The sequence below is a fragment of the Trichodesmium erythraeum IMS101 genome (genome assembly GCF_000014265.1).
Taxonomy (GTDB): Bacteria; Cyanobacteriota; Cyanobacteriia; order Cyanobacteriales; family Microcoleaceae; genus Trichodesmium; species Trichodesmium erythraeum.
Window position 1 is genome coordinate 7,313,754 of record NC_008312.1, and the last position, 20,268, is coordinate 7,334,021.

The 20,268-nt window shown below is 32.6% G+C and carries 11 protein-coding genes and 1 pseudogene; 4 read left to right on the forward strand and 8 right to left on the reverse strand.

Annotated elements, in window-relative coordinates; translation table 11 throughout:
* The first annotated feature begins 196 nt into the window (after positions 1 to 196).
* Positions 197 to 412, forward strand: a complete 216-nt coding sequence (locus TERY_RS33985; RefSeq protein WP_155994743.1) for a DUF29 family protein — start codon at positions 197 to 199, stop codon at positions 410 to 412.
* Between the two features lie 720 nt (positions 413 to 1,132).
* Complete coding sequence (locus tag TERY_RS22990) at positions 1,133 to 1,804, forward strand: HEAT repeat domain-containing protein (protein WP_011614031.1); 672 nt, start codon at positions 1,133 to 1,135, stop codon at positions 1,802 to 1,804.
* A gap of 393 nt (positions 1,805 to 2,197) precedes the next feature.
* Here the strand turns inward: TERY_RS22990 and psbA are convergent, their stop codons facing one another.
* Together psbA and TERY_RS23000 are read right to left on the reverse strand one after the other, a co-directional pair.
* Positions 2,198 to 3,259: a photosystem II q(b) protein gene (psbA, locus tag TERY_RS22995; protein ID WP_011614032.1), complete on the reverse strand. Its 1,062-nt coding sequence runs from the start codon at positions 3,257 to 3,259 to the stop codon at positions 2,198 to 2,200.
* A gap of 324 nt (positions 3,260 to 3,583) precedes the next feature.
* Positions 3,584 to 3,931 (reverse strand): HIT domain-containing protein, encoded by a 348-nt coding sequence (locus TERY_RS23000; RefSeq protein WP_011614033.1) that lies wholly within the window; start codon positions 3,929 to 3,931, stop codon positions 3,584 to 3,586.
* Between the two features lie 57 nt (positions 3,932 to 3,988).
* Between TERY_RS23000 and TERY_RS23005 the strand changes: the two genes are divergently transcribed.
* Positions 3,989 to 5,518, forward strand: a complete 1,530-nt coding sequence (locus TERY_RS23005) for a YifB family Mg chelatase-like AAA ATPase (protein ID WP_011614034.1) — start codon at positions 3,989 to 3,991, stop codon at positions 5,516 to 5,518.
* A 150-nt stretch (positions 5,519 to 5,668) separates the two neighbouring features.
* Here TERY_RS23005 and TERY_RS37770 read toward each other — a convergent pair.
* The 6 genes and pseudogenes from TERY_RS37770 to TERY_RS25930 form a co-directional block, all read right to left on the reverse strand.
* Positions 5,669 to 5,805, reverse strand: a pseudogene (locus tag TERY_RS37770) (IS1 family transposase); the annotation flags it as partial.
* A gap of 375 nt (positions 5,806 to 6,180) precedes the next feature.
* Entirely contained in the window at positions 6,181 to 6,525 is a 345-nt protein-coding gene (locus tag TERY_RS25925) for a hypothetical protein (protein ID WP_011614035.1), read from the reverse strand.
* Positions 6,526 to 6,993: 468 nt separating this feature from the next.
* Positions 6,994 to 9,042 carry a tetratricopeptide repeat protein gene (locus TERY_RS23020; RefSeq protein WP_011614036.1) on the reverse strand — a complete coding sequence of 683 codons (2,049 nt, stop codon included), beginning with the start codon at positions 9,040 to 9,042 and terminating at the stop codon, positions 6,994 to 6,996.
* Positions 9,043 to 9,904: 862 nt separating this feature from the next.
* Positions 9,905 to 11,935 carry a tetratricopeptide repeat protein gene (locus TERY_RS23025; RefSeq protein WP_011614037.1) on the reverse strand — a complete coding sequence of 677 codons (2,031 nt, stop codon included), beginning with the start codon at positions 11,933 to 11,935 and terminating at the stop codon, positions 9,905 to 9,907.
* Between the two features lie 226 nt (positions 11,936 to 12,161).
* Positions 12,162 to 12,341, reverse strand: a complete 180-nt coding sequence (locus TERY_RS23030) for a hypothetical protein (RefSeq protein ID WP_155994594.1) — start codon at positions 12,339 to 12,341, stop codon at positions 12,162 to 12,164.
* 285 nt (positions 12,342 to 12,626) lie between these two features.
* On the reverse strand, positions 12,627 to 15,290 hold the full coding sequence (locus TERY_RS25930; protein ID WP_011614038.1) for a tetratricopeptide repeat protein: 2,664 nt from the start codon (positions 15,288 to 15,290) through the stop codon (positions 12,627 to 12,629).
* A gap of 829 nt (positions 15,291 to 16,119) precedes the next feature.
* Between TERY_RS25930 and TERY_RS37775 the strand changes: the two genes are divergently transcribed.
* Positions 16,120 to 19,227: a glycosyltransferase gene (locus tag TERY_RS37775; RefSeq protein WP_011614039.1), complete on the forward strand. Its 3,108-nt coding sequence runs from the start codon at positions 16,120 to 16,122 to the stop codon at positions 19,225 to 19,227.
* Positions 19,228 to 20,268 lie beyond the last annotated feature (1,041 nt).

Sequence of the window (20,268 nt, forward strand, 5' to 3'; positions counted from 1 at the left end):
CTAAGCTGAACCACACAGTTTCTTTGAGGTGAATTGAAATTTTATTACATAGCGACAAACTTCAACACCGACATACTTATCACCTAAATATAGTATTATTTTTGGAAATTAGTATAAAAAAAGTAATCATTATTTGATTTGTTAATTTAACCATTTCAAAATAAAATAATCAGAAAAATGACACAAAAAAAATGATATTTTTTACCATCATGATTTTATAGCTTGGTGTGAAGATACTGCTCCTAAACTTAAAAGCAGAGAACTAGATGATTTAGATTCAATAGATTTAATTGAGAAGATAGAAAGTTTAGGAAAAAGCGAACGTCGGGAATTGAAAAATAGACTAATAGCTTTCCTGGCTCATATTCTCAAACTAATGTATATTAATGCTCTTAAAAAATCCAATATATAGGAGATGACTACTATAGAATAACGAAAAAAAATTAAAAGTTTATTGCAAGATTATTCTAGTCTTAAACCCTATTTACGATAAATATTTATAGAAGTCTATGGTGATGCTTTAGATATTACTCGCGTGGAACATAAACCGACATAATTTCTCCATATCTAGTAATTTGATTCTGATAAGAATACGCTGTTTTATCAAAATTACTAGCAATAAAAATAAGTAAGTATTCGCTTGTCAGTTTTAGCTATTAATTAGTCGCCTTCTGAAGATATTAGCTACTGATATAAATAAAAAAAAAGAATGCAAAGGAGCTGCTGTAAATCTATATTCAAAAAGCCTTAGACTTTGCAGTAATTATTCAAATTTGTATAAAAACTTATAACTGATAATAGTATGAGAAAAGTTAATTATATTAATAACAACCAAACAAAACGATATGCTTTTCCGGAATTGAGGCTCAAAATATTCTAAAATAGAGTCTGAAATTTAGTTTTTGGAGATATCTAATCTTAGTAATTTAAGACTAATATCATACCAGGCTGGAAAAAAGAATATTATATTTTATTGAGATTATAACAGAGAGCACAGTTGAAGAATAATCTCTTACTTATTTATTACTTAGATAACAGAAGTCTTGAGCAAGGCCTTACGTTATTTTGATAAATTTTTATTATTAACTATAATATAAAATATATGTAAAATCATATTAACTAAAGGTTAAATATGCAAAATATGAATTTAGAACAAATATCAGTTCAACTAGATAGCGAAAATTCTCGTGATCGCCTCCTTGCTCTTGCCCATCTAAGAGAAGTATCTGCTACTGAAGCAGTTCCTCTTATCAAAAAAGTATTGTATGATTCTAACTTACCAGTACGCTCTATGGCAGTATTTGCGCTGGGCCTAAAACAGACAGAGGAATGCTACCCAATTTTAGTAGAATTACTAGAAAAAGATCCAGATTATGGTGTCCGTGCTGATGCAGCAGGAGCTTTAGGCTATCTGGGAGATGTTAGAGCATTTAAACCTTTAGCCCAAGCATTTTACCAAGATACCAGTTGGTTAGTACGTTTCAGTGCAACAGTTGCTTTGGGAAACCTCAGAGATCAACGTGCCCATGATTTATTGATAGAAGCGTTAGACAGTCAGGAGTTAGTAATACAACAAGCAGCGATCGCTGCTTTAGGAGAAATTGGAGACTTAAAAGCTGTAGATCATATTCTTAAGTTTGCCCTTTCGGAAGATTGGTTGATCCGTCAAAATTTAGCAAAAGCTTTAGGAAATATATCTATTCCTAAGAGTATATCTGCCTTGAAATATTTAGAAAAAGATACTCATCCTCAAGTATCTCAAGCAGCAAGCATTTCTCTACAACATTTACTCAAACTTAGTTGAATAACCCTGCTCTTCATTGGAACTCTATTTGGGATATATCTAAACATAGAGCGGGAAATAGACAAATGGAGTACACCATTAGTCTTTTTTAATGTTTTTTTGTATTGCTGAGACTGCTCTATAAAACTGATAAAAAGCTTCAGGTAAGGTAAAAATTTTATTTATACAGAGGTATAGCACTACGTTAATTATTTAGGAAATATAATCATTACTAATTAATTGGACCATAATAAACACTATTCCTGCACCCTATAACTACCCTATAACTATAGATTTAGGAAAAAAAGATTTACGGAGTTTGAAACAGTAATATAAAACTAAATTCGGTAAGCCCTAAAAAAATAAAAAACACTCTCCATAAATGAAGAGTGTTTTTATTACCTAACTAAGAAATTAACCCTTAATAGAAGGTGCTTCTACTGCTGCTAGATCTAGAGGGAAGTTGTGAGCGTTACGCTCGTGCATTACTTCCATTCCTAAGTTAGCGCGGTTAATGATATCTGCCCAAGTATTGATTACGCGACCGCTGGAATCAATGATGGACTGGTTGAAGTTGAAACCGTTTAAGTTGAAGGCCATTGTGCTCACACCTAATGCTGTGAACCATATTCCTACTACTGGCCATGCTCCTAAGAAAAAGTGCAAGGAACGGCTGTTGTTGAATGAAGCATATTGGAAGATTAAACGACCGAAGTAGCCATGAGCTGCTACGATGTTGTAAGTTTCTTCCTCTTGACCGAACTTGTAACCGTAGTTCTGAGACTCAGTTTCAGTTGTCTCACGTACTAAGGAAGATGTTACCAAGCTTCCGTGCATTGCACTGAATAAAGAACCACCAAATACACCAGCTACACCTAGCATGTGGAATGGGTGCATTAAGATGTTGTGCTCTGCTTGGAATACAATCATGAAGTTGAATGTACCAGAGATTCCTAAAGGCATTCCATCGGAGAAGCTTCCTTGACCGATAGGATAGATTAAGAATACTGCTGTTGCTGCTGCTACTGGTGCAGAATAAGCTACACAGATCCAAGGACGCATACCTAAGCGGTAAGATAATTCCCACTCACGACCCATATAAGTAAAGATACCAATGAGGAAGTGGAAAATTACTAGCTGGTATGGGCCACCGTTGTATAGCCACTCATCTAAGCTAGCTGCTTCCCAAATAGGGTAGAAGTGTAAACCAATAGCGTTGGAAGAAGGTACTACTGCACCGGAAATTATGTTGTTTCCGAACATTAGAGAACCAGCTACAGGTTCGCGGATACCGTCGATGTCTACAGGAGGAGCTGCTACAAATGCAATGATGTAACAGATGGTTGCAGTTAAGAGAGTAGGGATCATTAATACACCGAACCAACCTACATATATGCGGTTGTCTGTGCTTGTTACCCAACTACAAAACCTTTCCCATACGTTAGCGTTTTCACGCTGTTGTAAAGTAGTGGTCATATTTATAATTGCTATTTATTTTTCAAGATTCTCGGTAGCGTTTTTGCTACCTTGAATACCATATTAATTAGTTAACATAGTTTTGTAAAGGGTTTTCAGAAAAGTATGTTTAAATTTTTTAATAAGTTATACTTATATTTTTTCTTTGGACTTTCAGTAGAGGTAACTATATATATGTTGAAGAGATTAAAAAGTCATAAATTAGAGATACTCAAATTAACTTAAACTTAGAGAGGGAAAGATTTTGAGATTAGATACTTAGTCGTCCTCTCACCTTTATAGCTGAACCTGCCCCTACTACATTATTAATCTTGTAATCTTGAATTAGCCTGGAGGCCACTGCATTGGACGACCTCCAAGAATATGAAGATGTAAATGAAATACGGTTTGACCAGCATCTATCCCATTATTAATAACCACACGATAGCCATTTTGTAGTCCTTGCTCTTGTGCAACCTGCTTTGCTGTTAACAATAAGTTTCCCATCAAAATGTGGTCTTCAGATGTGGCATTGGCTAAATTGGGGATAGGCTTTTTCGGAATTACCAGGATATGAATAGGAGCTTGAGGATTAATATCTTTGAAAGCCAAGGTTGTTTCATCCTCATAAATAATATCCGCTGGAATTTCCCGCCGTATAATCTTACTGAAAATAGTGTCTTGCTCGCTCATTTATCAATTTCAAACAACTTGTTATACAAATTTAAGAATACATAAAAATATGGGAATATGCTAGCTAGAGTATGGAGTGCATCAATAATAGGCATTGAGGCCATCAAAGTAGGTGTTGAAGTTGATGTATCTGGGGGACTGCCAAAAGTTGTCGTTGTAGGGTTACCAGATGCAGCAGTTCAAGAATCAAAGGAGAGAGTTAAAGCCACTTTGAAAAATTGTGGTTATTATTTTCCAATGCGGAAAATTCTTGTCAATCTTACCCCCGCAGATTTACGCAAAGAAGGCCCAAGTTTTGATTTACCTATTAGTATAGGAATTTTAGCTGCCTCTGAACAAGTCAAACCAGATTTGCTTGGGGACCATCTATTTTTAGGAGAAGTTTCTCTTGATGGTACATTACGACCAGTTGCTGGAGTTTTACCTATTGCTGCTGCTGCCCACAAAATGGGAATTACTGGTTTAGTTGTGCCTACTGGCAATGTTAAAGAAGCGGCAGTAGTGAAAGGGTTATCGGTTTATGGATTTGATAATATTTTTAATGTTACAGATTTTTTAAATAGTCCCACAAGCTTTTCTCCTGTAGAAATAAATACTGCCGACATTTTGGCCAAACGAAAATTTACAGGTTTAGATTTAAAAGAGGTTAAAGGACAAAATCATGCCCGTCGCGCTTTGGAAATAGCTGCTGCTGGTGGGCATAACTTGATTTTTGTGGGACCCCCTGGTAGTGGGAAAACCATGTTGGCCCGACGCTTACCGGGAATTTTGCCTCCGTTGAGTTTTGAGGAAGCCTTGGAAGTAACTCAAATTTATTCGGTGGCCGGGTTGTTGAAAGATAGGGGGAGTTTGGTGAGCGATCGCCCGTTTCGCAGTCCTCATCATTCGGCATCGGGACCCTCTTTGGTTGGTGGGGGAAGTTTTCCGCGACCAGGGGAAATATCTTTATCTCACAGGGGGGTATTATTTTTAGATGAGTTAACGGAATTTAATCGCAATGTTTTGGAATATTTGCGTCAACCTTTGGAAGATGGGTTGGTGACCATATCCCGCACCAGACTTTCGGTAGAATTTCCCGCTCAGTTTACTTTGGTTGCGAGTACAAACCCTTGTCCGTGCGGTTATTATGGGGACCCTATTCAACAATGCACTTGTTCCCCAAGACAACGAGAGCAATATTGGAGCAAACTTTCAGGACCGTTGATGGATAGGATAGATTTACAGGTGATGGTAAGTCGGTTGAAACCGGAGGAAATTACTAGACAGGAAACTGGAGAAAGTTCAGTAGATGTAAGGGAAAGGGTGAGAGTCGCACGTGATCGCGCTCAATATCGATTTCGGGAAGAGACTGGTTTAAATTGTAATGCTCAGATGCAGAGTCGTCATTTTCACAAGTGGTGTAAGTTGGATGATAGTAGTCGCAGTTTATTGGAGGGGGCAATTAGAAAATTAGGTTTGTCAGCAAGAGCCAGCGATCGAATTTTAAAGGTAGGGAGAACTATTGCCGACTTAGCAGGTGATGAGGAGTTAAAACCTGCTTATGTAGCTGAAGCTATTCAGTATAGGACAATTGATAGAATGCATTGATACTTCCTTTCCTCAGAGTCTGGAGATTCTTAAACAATCCAAAATTTGACTCTTAAAAACATTATTAAAATGCCTTTACTAACTCCTTTAAGATTTTCTCTTAAAGGGGTTAATACTTTTCTCAGAATTAGCTGCACTATTAACGTCTTAAATTGTTCTACGATAGTACATAGTGTCAAAAGTATCGGTGAAAGTTTGTAGGCATTCAGGATAATAATATCGTTGACAACATTACTGGTCTTTCCATGTTCATGAGTTTTCTGATAGCCACATAGAGGGCATTCCATGATAATAGAAAGTATTTAAGGACAACAATTACATTACCATTCCCACACTTTCTTGATGCACTACCAATACTTCTATAATTCTCTGTTCAAGAAAACGTAGAAAAGTTTTTAAGAAATGGTATTAGCTATGCTTTATCTGACAATTCGCCAGAGGGTACGGTTGTAATAATTGGCATCAGCTCCTACAATATCAGGACTTTTTAGCCAGCCTCCCTATTCACCAGGCTTTCCCTGAAATATAGGTCCATCAGAGAACAGATACCTGTGGGTCTCTTTATTTTTAATCAAACAAGTATCTGTATCAAATTTTTCGAGATACCAGACGGCACGATCATAATAATTGGCATCAGCTCCTACAATATCAGGACTTTTTAGTCAACCTCCCTCATCACCAGGACTTCCCTCAAATATAGGTCCAGAAGAAAACGCTAACCTATTCGTCTGTTTATTTCTGATTACAATACTACCCTGTCGCTTTTCAAGATACCAGAGGGCACGATCGTAATAATTGGCATCAGCTCCTACAATATCAGGACTTTTTAGCCAGCCTCCCTCATCACCAGGCTTGCCAATTGGAACTCCAGGAGAGAACAGAAGCCTGTGGGTCTCATCATTTTTAATTGTGACTTGCTTGTTGACTATGTCATTTATATCATCAAAACATGCAAGAGCATGAGGTTGACTAATGTTCAAGCAGGTAAATGCCATTATTACTGACATTAGCCATGTTAATGTTCCCTTTATACTTTCCTAATTATCCTAATCAAATATGTACTAAACTCACACTTTATAGCAAAGATATACTACGATAGTATTTTTAACCAAGGTTGAGGAATTTAGGGTTTAGCCGTAGGTTTTAACTTTTTTGTTTTTGTGAATAACCCATATAAAAGCTATTTGTCAAGACTCAAAAAAAAAATAGGGTTTAGCCGTAGGTTTTAACTTTTTTGTTTTTGTGAATAACCCATATAAAAGCTATTTGTCAAGACTCAAAAAAAAATTTTTTTAATCTGCTAATCTAGTAACAGGGAAGATTTTTTGTTCTATTTTACTATAACGACATCTCAAATTTACTAATTTTTAGCTGAGGAAAATAACCTCAAAAAAAGAAAATTAAAACAAGTACAAATATTCAATAAATTCTATAATTTTACTGGGGAAATTGGTATCTGAATCTAATACCTTCTTTTACCAACCAAATTTTATACCCAGATATTCCTCTAAACGCTGATTATGAGACTGAAAATAATCGTTTAATTTTTGTCGAAGTGATTTACTAATAGACGCATAAGAAGCAGCATTAAATTTTGGATAATCTTGTATTTGATAATCTGGCAAATCTAGAAAATTGAAAACTTGCTTCATTATGGTTTTTGGCTGACTATAAAATTTTTCACTAGGCAAAATTAATAATTGTTCTCTGGGAAAAATATTCAACCATTTCTTCAGCCAATCTAAATAAATACTAGAAGCTATATAATCTCCCTGATAATTCCAATAATCTTTTTCTGTGATAAAACTAGATGAAATTTTGTTCAGTTTTTCCAGCCTAGAATTAATTACCTCTTCAATAGACATGCTCTCTGCTTGTGAACGTACTTCATGATAGTAATTAGATATAGTTCTATCCACTGGATTTCTTAATAAAACAATTAGTTTAATTCTGGGGAAAAAATGAAATAGTCTAGCGGGAACATCTGGAGCATCAAAATAACTAGGACTTGCTTCTCCAGTTAAGTATTTTTCTGACTCTGGAATTGATGGAAAATGTGCCCGATACCAATCTAAACCTCGATGGAAATAGAAAGACCAAAAATCAATTTCTTTTTTGATTCCAGGTAAAATTTGTGGATGTTGAATTAGATAATGATAAATAGATGTAGTTCCTCCTTTCTTAACTCCAATTACTAGAAAATTAGGTCCTAATATTTGAGGGGACTTTTGGGATTTTAGAAAAAAGTTAGGATAGTTTTGTTGAATTTGTTGTTGAGAAGCATTTTGATAAATTTCTAGTGCTTCAGTATTTCTATTTACTTGAGTTAGAGCTTCAGCTAAATTGAGATAACGACAGAGTGAGTTATTTGGAAAACTAATAAATTCTTGAAACAAATCAACTATTTTTTGGAGTTTATCTTGCTTTCTAAAAGTTTCCCACAGACGAATATCAGACCACCAAGCAAAATCAGGATTAATTTCTATAGCACGATGGTAGATTATGGTAGCTTCTAACCATTTTTGTTGTTTAGTTAATGCTAATCCTAGGTGATAGTAAGATTGACTATTTCCGTCAGTTTTAACGGCAGAATAAAATGAATTTAGCTGTTGTTCTAGTTGATTTTTTTGCCGGAATATCTGGTCAAGTTGCTGATGAATATTTATTTGAATGGGTAATATTTCTAGCAACAAGTAATAAATAATTATGGCTCCATAAATTTGATTTTTTTGTGCTAGATAATTTCCTAATTCTAGATATATTTCTGGATTTGTTTTGATTAAATATAGTGATTTTTGATAAATCGGATATTGATTGGGATTTTTAATGGCTTGGCAATAGTAATTGATAGTTTCGTCTAAATTTGATTGACAAAGTTGAGCAAAAGCATCTCCTAACTGTAGGTGCATCCAAGTTAGATTATGGCTAACTTTAGCAACTTCTAAATAAGTAGCGATCGCTTCGTCTAATCTTTTTTGTCTAAGTAAAACATCTCCTAAACATTGGCGATACCAAACTACTTCTGGATTGAGTTTTATGGCCTTACGATATGCGATTTCTGCTGCTTCTAGCTGACCAATATGAAATAAAATATCTGCTAATTTTTGATGAGTTCCTTTAATTTCTGGATTAATTTTAATGGCTTTTTGATAGGAAATAATTGCGGCGTCAAATTCTCCTATTTTAAATAAGGCTTCTCCTAATTTATGGTAAGCCCAATAATTATCAGAATTAAGTTTAATAAAATTGTGGTAAGCATTAACTGCTTCTTCCCATTTTTCCTGTTTTAGTAAAGCATTTCCTAAGTGATGATAAGACCAAGGAAAATCAGAATTTAGTTCTATAGCTTTTTGGTAATTAGTAATAGCTTCATCCCATTTTTGTAGTTGAGTTAAAGCTTGCCCTAATTTGTAGTAATGCCAAGAAAAAGTAGGGTTTAATTTTATAGCTTGGCGGTAGCTAGTAACAGCTTTCTCCCACTGTTGTTGTTCTAGAAATTTTTCTCCTAATTCATAGTAGTTCATCTCTAGTTTCCCAATTAAATTTTATATAGAAGCATTTCAGATCTTTTAGATTTATTTTCTCTTATAATATTCCTTCTGAGTAAAATTTCTCAATAATTCGATTGTCTTTAAGTTCAGAATTTAGGTTGAATAAAAAGTCATGCTTGTATGCAAGTTATTCCTTCCAGCTTTTAGTATATCAAATTTTTTTTCAGGATGCAACTGAAAATCCTTTGAGTTTTTTTTAGGAGCTTAGTACAATGAAGTATTTGTGTTTTTCCAGTGAGAAGCTATAGATATTATTGATTCGGATCCATGAATTGAACAAGTATATGATCTTATATATTGAAGCTTTTCTGGAAGAAAAATTTCTACTCTTTCTTCTAGGTAAAACTCCTAAATATTTGATTATCTTTGAGCCAGAAACTTAGTTGAATTAAAACTCATGTGTATATACAAATTTCCTATTTTAGTTTTTAGTAAATCAAAATTTTTCTTTAGTTAAAATTTCTCCTAAATTTATATAAGTCAGAATAGATTGGGGATTAATTCAATTTTATAGCCATATATTTTTACAGCATAACTATCAGGCTTAACTTTAATATTTTGGCAGCAGGTAATGACAGCTTCTAACCATTTTTCTAGACCTTATAAGCCAAAAAATAGAATAGTTGAGATTTCTCGTTATGAGAAATTTCTGGATAAGGTAAACTATGATTCATGATTCAGGAATATGGCTTTTGAAAGTAGAATATTTATTCATATTAATTTTAAGTTATGGCAGGAGTAATTTCTATTCCCCTCACTCCCCCACCACTCTACTCCCATAGTAAAAAAGTGTATAAAAGTTTTCAATAAATGTTATGATTCCTAGTAATCTACCTCAACTTTCCCAGTTAAATTTCATACCTAAATACTCCTCCAACTTTTGATTATGAGGTCGAAAGAAATTGCTCAATTTTTGTTGCATTGATTTACTTGTAGAGGGATAATATCCTAAATTTAATTTATTGTATTCGGGAACATTATAGTTTGGCAAACCGAGAAAATCAAAGACTTCTTTCATGATAGTTTTTGGATTTCGATAAAATTCTTCTGTGGATAAAATCAGAAATTGCTCTTTCGGAAATATGCTCATCCAATTGTGGATAAAATCTATATATATGCCAGTGCCTAAATAATATAATCCATGATGCCAATAACTGCTATCTAAAGGAGAATTTTTATAAATCATTTTCCAACTTTCTAATTCCTGATTTAATGCAGTTTCTAACAAACGATTTTCTCTATTTATTCTCAACCAATAATGGTAGTGAGAAATAGCTCTATCTACAGGATTTCTCAAAATAATAATTAACTTGATTTTGGAGAAATAACTAAATATTCTACCTGGAGCTTCCAAATTTCCTAAATAACTAGGACTTCCTTCTCCAGTGATGAAATTTTGATTGCTAGGAAGAGCAGGAAAATGAGACAGATACCAATTTATACCGTTCTTAAAATTAATTGACCAAAAATCTACTTCTTTCACCACAGGAGGCAAAACTTGAGGATGTTGTATCAGATAACTAAATAAAGATGTAGTTCCTCCTTTTCCTACTCCAATAATCAGAAAATTAGGATTTTTAACTTCAGTAAAATCCCACTTTTTTTTGAAAAGATAGGGATAAGATTTTATAGTTTGTTGGTAACAAGCAGTTTGATAACAGATAATTGCTTCATTTATTTGATTCTGTTTTGTTAGGATTTTTCCAAGGCGTAAATAAGATAAAAATGAATCTGGATTTTTTTTAATAAACTGCCGATATAAATTGACTACTGCATCTAATTTATGGCAGCGGTCTAAGGTATTCCATAAATGATAATTTGACCAGGATAATTCTGGGTTAATTTCTATAGCACGCAGATAAGCAAAAGCAGCTTCATCCCACTTTTGTTGTTGAACAAAAGCATCTCCTAAAAATTGATAAATTTTCGAAATATTGGGTTGAATAGAAATAGCTTTTTGATAACAAGTAATTGCTGTTTCTAAATCTCCTTGTTTAACCAAAGCATTTCCTAAGTAAGTCCATAACCAAAAAGCATTAGGGTTAAGTTTAATTGCTTGGCGATAAATAATAACTGCTTCATTCCATTGATCTTTTTTGAGAAATATTTCCCATAAACATACATGAGACCAAGGAAAATCTGGATTTAACTGAATAGCTTTGAGATAATTAGGAATTGCTCCATCAATTTCACCTTTTTCGACTAAAGCATCTGCTAATAATTTATGAATTCTATCAAGGTGTGGTTGCTGTTGAAGTATTTCTTGATAATAGGCGATCGCTTGATCTATTTTTCCCTGTTTAATTAGAGCATTACCTAGATGTTGATAAGACCAACATAAATCTGGTTTAATCTCAATAGAACGTTGATAAGCAATAACCGCTTGATGCCATTTTTTTTGTTGAGTTAAAGCTTCTCCTAATTTATAGTAAGACCAGGGAAAATTTGGATTAAATTGAATTGCACGACAGAAGGCGCTGACTGCTTCATCCCAGCTTTTGAGTTGTATTAATACTAAGCCTAATTTATGATAAAATAATGATGCTTTTGGGTTATATTTAATACCTGTTTCATAACAGGCGATCGCTTCAGATAATTGTTCTTGTTTTACTAAGATATCTCCTAATATTTTATAAGTTTCAATTTGTTGAGGATTTAATTTTATTGCTTGGCGATAACTGATAATTGCTGATTCTATTTTTCCCATTGCTTGTAATACTTTTCCTTGAGTATTGTAGGCGGGAGCAAAGTTAGGTAAATCCCCTAAGATGTTTTGACAAATTTCATAAGCTGCTTCTAATTTTCCCTGGGATAAATAAAACTCTGCTGTTTGGTTAAAATTGATAGCCGATGTTTCCTGATTCACTGTAAATTTTCCTAGAAAGATGATTTCAGTATTCTTTAAAATTGGAAAAAGTTTATCATATAATATTCTATAAATATTTTTCAGATTATTTACTATTAGATTAACTAGAGATTGTGAGATATTTTTTGGAGATAATCTTTATGAATTAGAACCCATAAAATTAGCTGTATTAATTGTAGTTTAGTAAGTAAGAGAAAGTAATAAACTAGAATTATCAAAGCAGTTATTACTCCCAGTTAAACTTCATACCTAGATATTCTTCCAGTTTTTGATTATAGGGTTTAAAATAATCACTTAAAATAGAGTAAATTGATGGAGGAATATTAGGATAATAGCCAGAATTGAACTTTTGATAATCCTTGAACTGATATTTTGGTAAATCAAGAAATGTAAAAACTTTTTTCATAGTAGTTTCTGGTTCTTGATAAAAGTCTTTGCTCTTCAAAATCAGGATGAGATTTTAAACTTTGCTGGTAACAAGTTGTCCGATAAGAAGCAATAGCTTCATCTACTTTTCCTTGTTCAGTAAAAACTTCTCCTAAGTTGAAGTGGCAGAAAGTTGAAAAGTACGATCCACCTAAATATAGTCAGGATATTAAGGCTCTCTGTCTCAAAATAAAAGAAAAAAAATCCTTTTAGCTAATCCTCTTCTTTATAATCAGAGGTAATTATTAATTATTGAACAACCTTGTTAATCCCAGTTAAATTTTATGCCAAGAGACTCTTCTAATTTTTGATTATGAGGTTGAAATAACTCAGCAATTTGACAACGCAAACTAGCATCTATTGGAGCATAATAACCAGGAAAATATTTTTTATATTCTAATAGTTGATAATTTGGTAAACCTAGAAAATCAAAAGCTTTTTTAGTTGTCCCTGCCGGATTTTCATACATATCTTCACTTTTCAATATTAAAAGCTGTTCTTTAGGAAAAAGATTTATCCATTTTTTCAGAAAATGTATATATAAGCTTCCCCTGAAATAAGCTGACATTTCCTTAATTAGTCTTTGATAATTTTGATAGTTGTTGTTTAGTCGTCTAAGAAATTTCATTTCTTGGGGTACAAATTCTGTAAATTTCTTTGACTCTTGTCCCAATCTTTTAGCCATATAATAGTGAGAAATTGTTCGATCTACTGGATTTCTTAAAATCGCAATTATTTTAATTTTAGGAAAGTTATCTAATAACTTTTTTCCTATTTCATCAGAATACATATAGTTAGGGGTAGCTTCCCCAGTTATAAATTTTCCCTGCTCAGGTAGTTGAGGAAAATGTGCTAAATACCAATCTATTCCTTGATTAAATTTATTGTTAAAAAAATTGATTTCTTTTTGTAGAGCAGGAATTACATTGGGATGATGACATAGATAATTATAAAGTGATGATGTTCCCCCTTTAACTGTGCCAATAATAACAAAACTTGGTTGACCAAATTCTTGAAAATCCCAATGATTTTTGACAAATTCTGGATGAGAGACTAAAAGTTTGTTATAGGTAGCTTTCTGATAATAATTAATTGCAGTATCAAGTTCACCTTTGCCTGTAAGAATGTCTGCTAAATTTATATATACTTCTGGAAAGTTTGGCTGTAATTTAATAGCTTCTTGATAACATTTAACTAATTCATTTAATTGATGAGGTCTAAGTTGAGCTAATTTAAAAATATAGATACCTCTTAATTGTCGATAAGCTGCAGTAGCATTTGGTTGTAATTTAATTGCTTTTATATAACAAGAGATCGCCTCCTCTGAATCACCTATTTCTAGCAAAATATCTCCTAATAAAGAGTAAAACCGATGCCAGTCTGGTTTTATTTCTATTGCTTTTCGGTAACAAGCGATCGCTTCTTGTATTTTTCCTTGTTTTCTGAGTACAATTCCTAAATATTGATAATACCAGGGAGAATTAGGATTATTCTCAATTGCATAGCGGTAAGTTTCTACAGCTTTATCCCACTCCTGTAATTTGAGAAAAATTTCCCCTAAGTTGTAATGAGACCAATAAGAATCTGGTTTAATTTTAATTGCCTGACGGTAGGCAACTATAGCTTGATTCCATCTTTTTAACTCTACTAAAGCTACCCCTAAATTGTGGTAAGCAAAATATAAATTAGGGTCAATTTTAATTCCCCGTTGATAAGCTGTTATAGCTTCTTCATATCTAGATAGTTTACATAGAGCTTTTCCTAAACTATAATAAAACCAGTAATTATTGGGATTAATTTCTATAGCTTTTTGGTAGCTGTATATAGCTTCATCTATCAGACCTTTTTCTTTTAAAGCATCCCCTAATTTTTCGTAAACCCAATCCTTATCTGATTCTATTTCTAGAAAACAACGATAAGCTACAATTGCTTTATCCCATGCTTTATTTTGAGTATAAATATTTCCCATAATTTTATAAGGCCAAGATAATTTTGGGTTGATTTTTATCACCAACTGACAACCAATAATTGCTTCATTTAATCTTTCTTGCGCTAGAAGAATTTCGTTTATTTTTCGATGAGCATCCCAAACATCTGATTGGATTGCTATAACTTTTTTATAGCAATTTTTAGCGACATCTAAGTCTTTTTTATGGTGCAGAATATCTCCTAAATTTTTGTAAGAATAGATAAAACTAGGATTCAGTTCTATTGCTAGATTAAACTCAATGGTAGCTGTATCTAATTCTCCTATTTCTTGAAATAATTTTCCTAGTTTATAATGAACTATCCATAAGTCTGGTTTTAGCTCAATAGCTTTTTGATAATAATTTATTGCCTCATTGAAATCTTTTGTTTTCAGTGAAATATCTCCTAAATTTTGATAAGCATCTACCAAAGATGGATTAAAATTTATGGCTTTTTGGAAATAGGCGATCGCCTCTTCTCTCTCACCATTTTCTAAGAGCTTTTTTCCCTGTTTTAAATATTTTGAAGCTTGAGGATAATGTGCTTCTAAACTCAATGCTTGTTCCTGACAATCTCTAGCTAATTCTACTTTGTCTAGTTCCTGCCAAATTTTCCCTAAATTACGGTAAAAACCAGGAATATTTGGTTTTATCCCAATAGCTTCCCGGTAACATTCAATTGCTAAATGCCATTGTTTTTGTTGTGCATATATACTCCCCAAATTAGCATGAGCTTCCGCCAAATTTGGTTGTTGACTGATAGCTTTTATATACCATTCTTTTGCTTTATCTATCTCACCCATTCTTTGTAAAATATTTCCCAATATTTTGCAGGTAAGTGGAAAATTTTGCTCAATTTCTAATGCTTGATAGCAAGCTGTTATTGCTGCTTCCAATTTTCCTTGAGCTAAATAGATTTCTGCCTTTTGATTTAAATGAATTGCTGAGATTGTTTTCCCCATTATTTGATTGATGTTTTACCTTCTATATAAACTAATTTAGCCCATGTTAGTTTTTTGATAATCTAGATTCCCGTAGTTTGATAAATATTCATAATCTTTAAGTTTATTATTAAGCTGATAATTAAGGTAATATAATAATAATTATAGCATAACCTTAAAAGTTAAGGAAGAAAGAAGATGATAAATTCGGAATTTAAAACTCTATTAATTTAAAGTATAGCTAATATAAAATTAAGTCTGGGCTTGGAAGAAAAACTCCTATTTTAGTATTAAAATTAGGGTTAAGGAATGACGAATAGAGAATTTTAAAATATTTGTAGTCAAATTATTTTTGCTTAATCTATTAATAAGAATTCCTCCGACAAATAAAGCAACTACTAAAACTAAAACAGGGCAAACGCATCTTATTTTAAAGTTTTTACAGGGTAACGATGTCAGACTTTTGAGCATTTATACTCATTACTTCTATAAACCTTAACGACAGAAGCTTCCATGGTTTAGATGGGTTTTCCCTGGCTACTAAAATTAGATAATGACAAAACAATCATGTCTCAAGCTTTCCATTTTAAGGGGATAAAAAAATATTTGCCCCTATGTATTTAAATCCGAATGCTTCAGGAGTCCGTAGGGATAACTTTTTCCCGAAGCGACATCAAAAGTGAGGCTCCGACTTAGGAGGTTAACTAATAACTGAAACGACCTTTTTATTCATAACTTTTAATTTTCTTTGGAAACTAATTCCTACGGTAAAAAAATTAGTTAATAATTAATTGCTGATAGCTAATAGCTAAATGCTTAGAAATACATAACCATAATCTCACAAACTTTTATGAATCCAAAAGTAAGCGTAATTATTCCTGTATATAACTGCGAACTCTACATCGCTCAAGCAATTGAAAGTGTCTTGAATCAAACTTATACTGACTATGAAATTATTGTTATAAATGACGGTTCTACAGATAATACCCATCAGGTATTACAGCCATACATGAAAAAAATTCGTTATTTTTATCAAGAGAATAAAGGATTATCTGCTACTCGTAACCAAGGGATAAAAATGGCAAAAGGAGAATTAATTGCTCTCCTGGATGCTGATGATTTATTTCTCTGTTATAAACTTCAAGAACAAGTAGCTATTTTTGATGCTCAACCAAACATAGGTTTAGTGCAAAGTGGGTGGCGAGTTGTGAATGAAAAAGGAGAAAAAATTGAAGATATTGAACCTTGGTATAAGTCTCCAAAATTAGACTTAGTAAGTTGGTTAAAATGGAAAGCTACTAATCCTAGTGCTATGATGTTTCGGAAAGAATGGTTGGAAAAAGTAAATGGGTTTAATGAAAATTTACGCAGACTAGAAGATTTTGATATTGTAATTCGATTAGCTTTAGCAAGTTGTCAAGCTACTTGGTTTCCCAAAGTTGCTGTCTGTTATCGTCAACATAGCGGTAATATGACTCGGAATTTACTTGCTCAAACAGAAGTAGAAGAAAAAATTTTAGATGAACTTTTTTCTAATCCTAATCTCCCTGAAAAAATTCAACATTTAGAAAGAGAATTACGCTACGGTTCTCTAATTTGGAATTGTTGGTGTTTATATAAATCTGGCTACTTCGCTGAAATGGCTGATTATTTGCATAAATCTTTAAAATTTTCTCCTGTTTCTGTACTTAAAACTATATGTGAGTGGCTATATTATTTTCACTATTATGCTTCCTTAGAAAACTATTCATTTAATTCAGTTTCTTTGAATAAAATACCTGAGTGGCAACTTTTAATAAATCAAATCATGCCAAATGGTTTACCAGTAGTTAGCGTAGTTATTCCGACTTTCAATAATGCTGATTATATTCTTAAAGCTATCGAAAGTGTTTGTAATCAAACCTATACTTTGTGGGAAATTATTATTATTGATGATGGTTCTACCGATAATACTTATCAAGTTTTAGAATCTTATCTAAATACAACAGACTTCTTGCAGAACTCCGCCGCAAGAAATAGACAACAGAAAACAAAAATAAATACTCAGGAAAAAGAGAATAATCAAGATTTAATTTTAGATTTATTCCAGAATTCTGCCAAAGGAAATAGACAACAAAAAATCGAAAAAAATACTCAGGAAAAAGGCAGTAGTCAAGATTTAACTTTGACTTTTGCAAGATGTCTAATTAAATATCTATATCAAGAAAATCAAGGACCATCAATTGCTCGGAATTATGGTATAGAAATAGCTCAGGGAGAATATATTGCTTTTCTCGATGCTGATGACTTTTTTCTACCCGAAAAATTAGCTGAACAAGTGGGATGTTTTGCAGAAGATTCAACTTTAACAATGGTACAAACTGGGTGGAGATTTGTTGATGAGAAAGGTAATACTATTAAAGATGTAGAACCCTGGGAGAATAGTACGGAATTAAACTTAGAAAATTGGTTGATTTGGCAAGCAACTTTGCCTAGTGCCATGATGTTTAAAAGTAAATGGTTAAAAGTTAATGGTGGGTTTGACAAACGATATTTTGGGATTGAGGATTTAGAAATAGTTTTGCGGTTAGCTTTAACCGGAGGAAAAGCTACTTGGTTACGGAAAGTTTGTGTCTGTTATCGACAGCGGAATAGTAGTGTCTCGGGTTTAAAAAACCGAGAAAAAATTACTCAGGAATTAGAAAAATTATTAGATGACTTTTTCCATAAACCCAATTTACCTACTGCCATACGTCAAATAGAAAATCAGGTAAAATATCGCTCTCTACTTTGGAATTGTTGGCGTTTATATAAAGCTGGTAATTTATCAGAAATGACTACTTATTTGCAGAAGTCTTTGAGTTATACTTCTGATTCTCCCACAGTAGCAATTTGTACTTGGATAGAATTATTTACGAAGCTAGATAGTCAAGAAGGAAATCAATTTAATGCTTATAGTTTTAGTCAGTTACCAGAATGGAAAAAATTAATTAGTAATATTTTTAATCCCGTTGTGCCAAGAGTTAGTGTAATTATTGCAACCTACAATAATGCTCACTATATTTTGGAGGCGATCGCCAGTATTTTTAATCAAACTTATACCTCTTACGAAATAATAGTTATTGATGATGGTTCTACTGATAATACTCGTCAAGTTTTAGAACCTTATCTAGATAAAATTTGCTATGTTTATCAAGAAAATAAAGGAGTTTCCCACGCCAGAAATTTAGGCTTAGAAATAGCCCAAGGAGAATTTATTTCTTTTCTAGATGCTGATGACTTTTTCTTACCAGATAAATTAGCAAAACAAGTAGCTGTTTTTGATGCTCACCCCTCTCTGGGAATTGTCCATAGTGGATGGCGTTTAGTTAATAAAAAAGGAGAGAAAATTTCTGATATAGAGTTATGGCATAGTTCCCCAGAATTAGACTTAGAAACCTGGGTAGTTTGGAAACCTGTAACTATTTCTATGATGTTTAGTAAAAGTTGGATAAAAAGTGTCGGAGGTTTTGATACTCGTTGGCATCATGGAGAAGATATTGATTTAGTTTTGCGTTTATCTGTGGATGGTTGTGAAGCAATGTGGTTGCCAAAAGTTACTTATTGTTATCGTCAACATCATTGTAATGCAACGAGAAAATCTACTCAACAAGCTGCTAGCATGATGTCTGTTTTAGATAGCTTTTTTAGTAGACTAAATTTACCAATATCTATTCGTAAATTAGAGAGCCAATCTTATTATTATACTTTGAGTTGGCTAGGATGGCAAGCCCATCGAAATGGGAGTTTAATTGAGATGGATAAATATTTACGACAAGCTTGGAAATATACTCCTTTCTCTATGACAGAAACTATCGATTATTGGGTCAATAGTTTTAATAATCTTTATCAACAATATGGTTATGATTTTAATGCTTATGCTTTGACTAATTCAGATGTTTGGCAACAATTAATGTTAGACATGGTTATTACTCTTTGACAGTGAGTTTGTTTCAGATATTTACTATTTCTAATGGTTGATTATCCTAATTCTCATACTGGTGAAGTACAATTTTATAAAAATTAATATTATGAATTTATGTAAAAAAAAGCTGTTTGTATACTACCACACTTCAAATCATGTTTGCCTATATATTAAACTGATATAAATAGAAAAATTAAGTTCATATTTTAGTTTGTCTATTTTGAGGAAAGTACTTAGTACATAGGCTGTTTCATAAATCATGAATATACAGTCTCCCTCGCATTTGGTCAGTTTTTTTCCAATGCTTTGAATTATCTTTCAATATATCAATACTAATTCCGGCTGAAAAGCTAATAAACTAATAGTTGATAGTTGATAACTAATTGATGAATACTTTCCTTTTGAGACAAATGACAAATAATTAATTGGTATTGGCACCTATTAATAATGTTGAAAAATCCGAGAATTTCAATAAACTGAAATTATACAATGTTTAATTTGAGCAATAATTAATAGATAAGCACCTACACAAAATTATTTACAGAAGCGATGTTTACACAAGAATTAGATTTCAGCTTCTCAATATGTGTAATTTATTTTATTGACCCGCTGACGATGATAAAAAATCAAATGATGACAAAATAAACTAATAAGTTTATACTAGTTTATAGAATAGTAAAATCTTGGTGATATAGTCTCTCTCTAGGCATAGATCCCATAGGTAAAATTTTTGCTTGTTCATGAAACTCTGTTCACTTTCAGCTAGGAGAAATAGATCAAAAAAACAGGCGATCGCTCTATCTATTTCTCTGCCGCAGGAATATTATTAGAACTGCAAAAATTGGCACCGCAGACCGATATTATCACTCTTAGTGACCTGAGTTCTGAACTGACAAGAGTTTCTACAAGAAAGAAAACAATTAACAAACCAAACTACCTTATTATTAACAAATTTAACTAATCCTGCATTTCAATCAGCATTAAATTTAGTAGGAAAAGTATCAATGAAAATTGATACAGCTAACTAAAGACAACTAAAAAAAAAATTAATCGCCC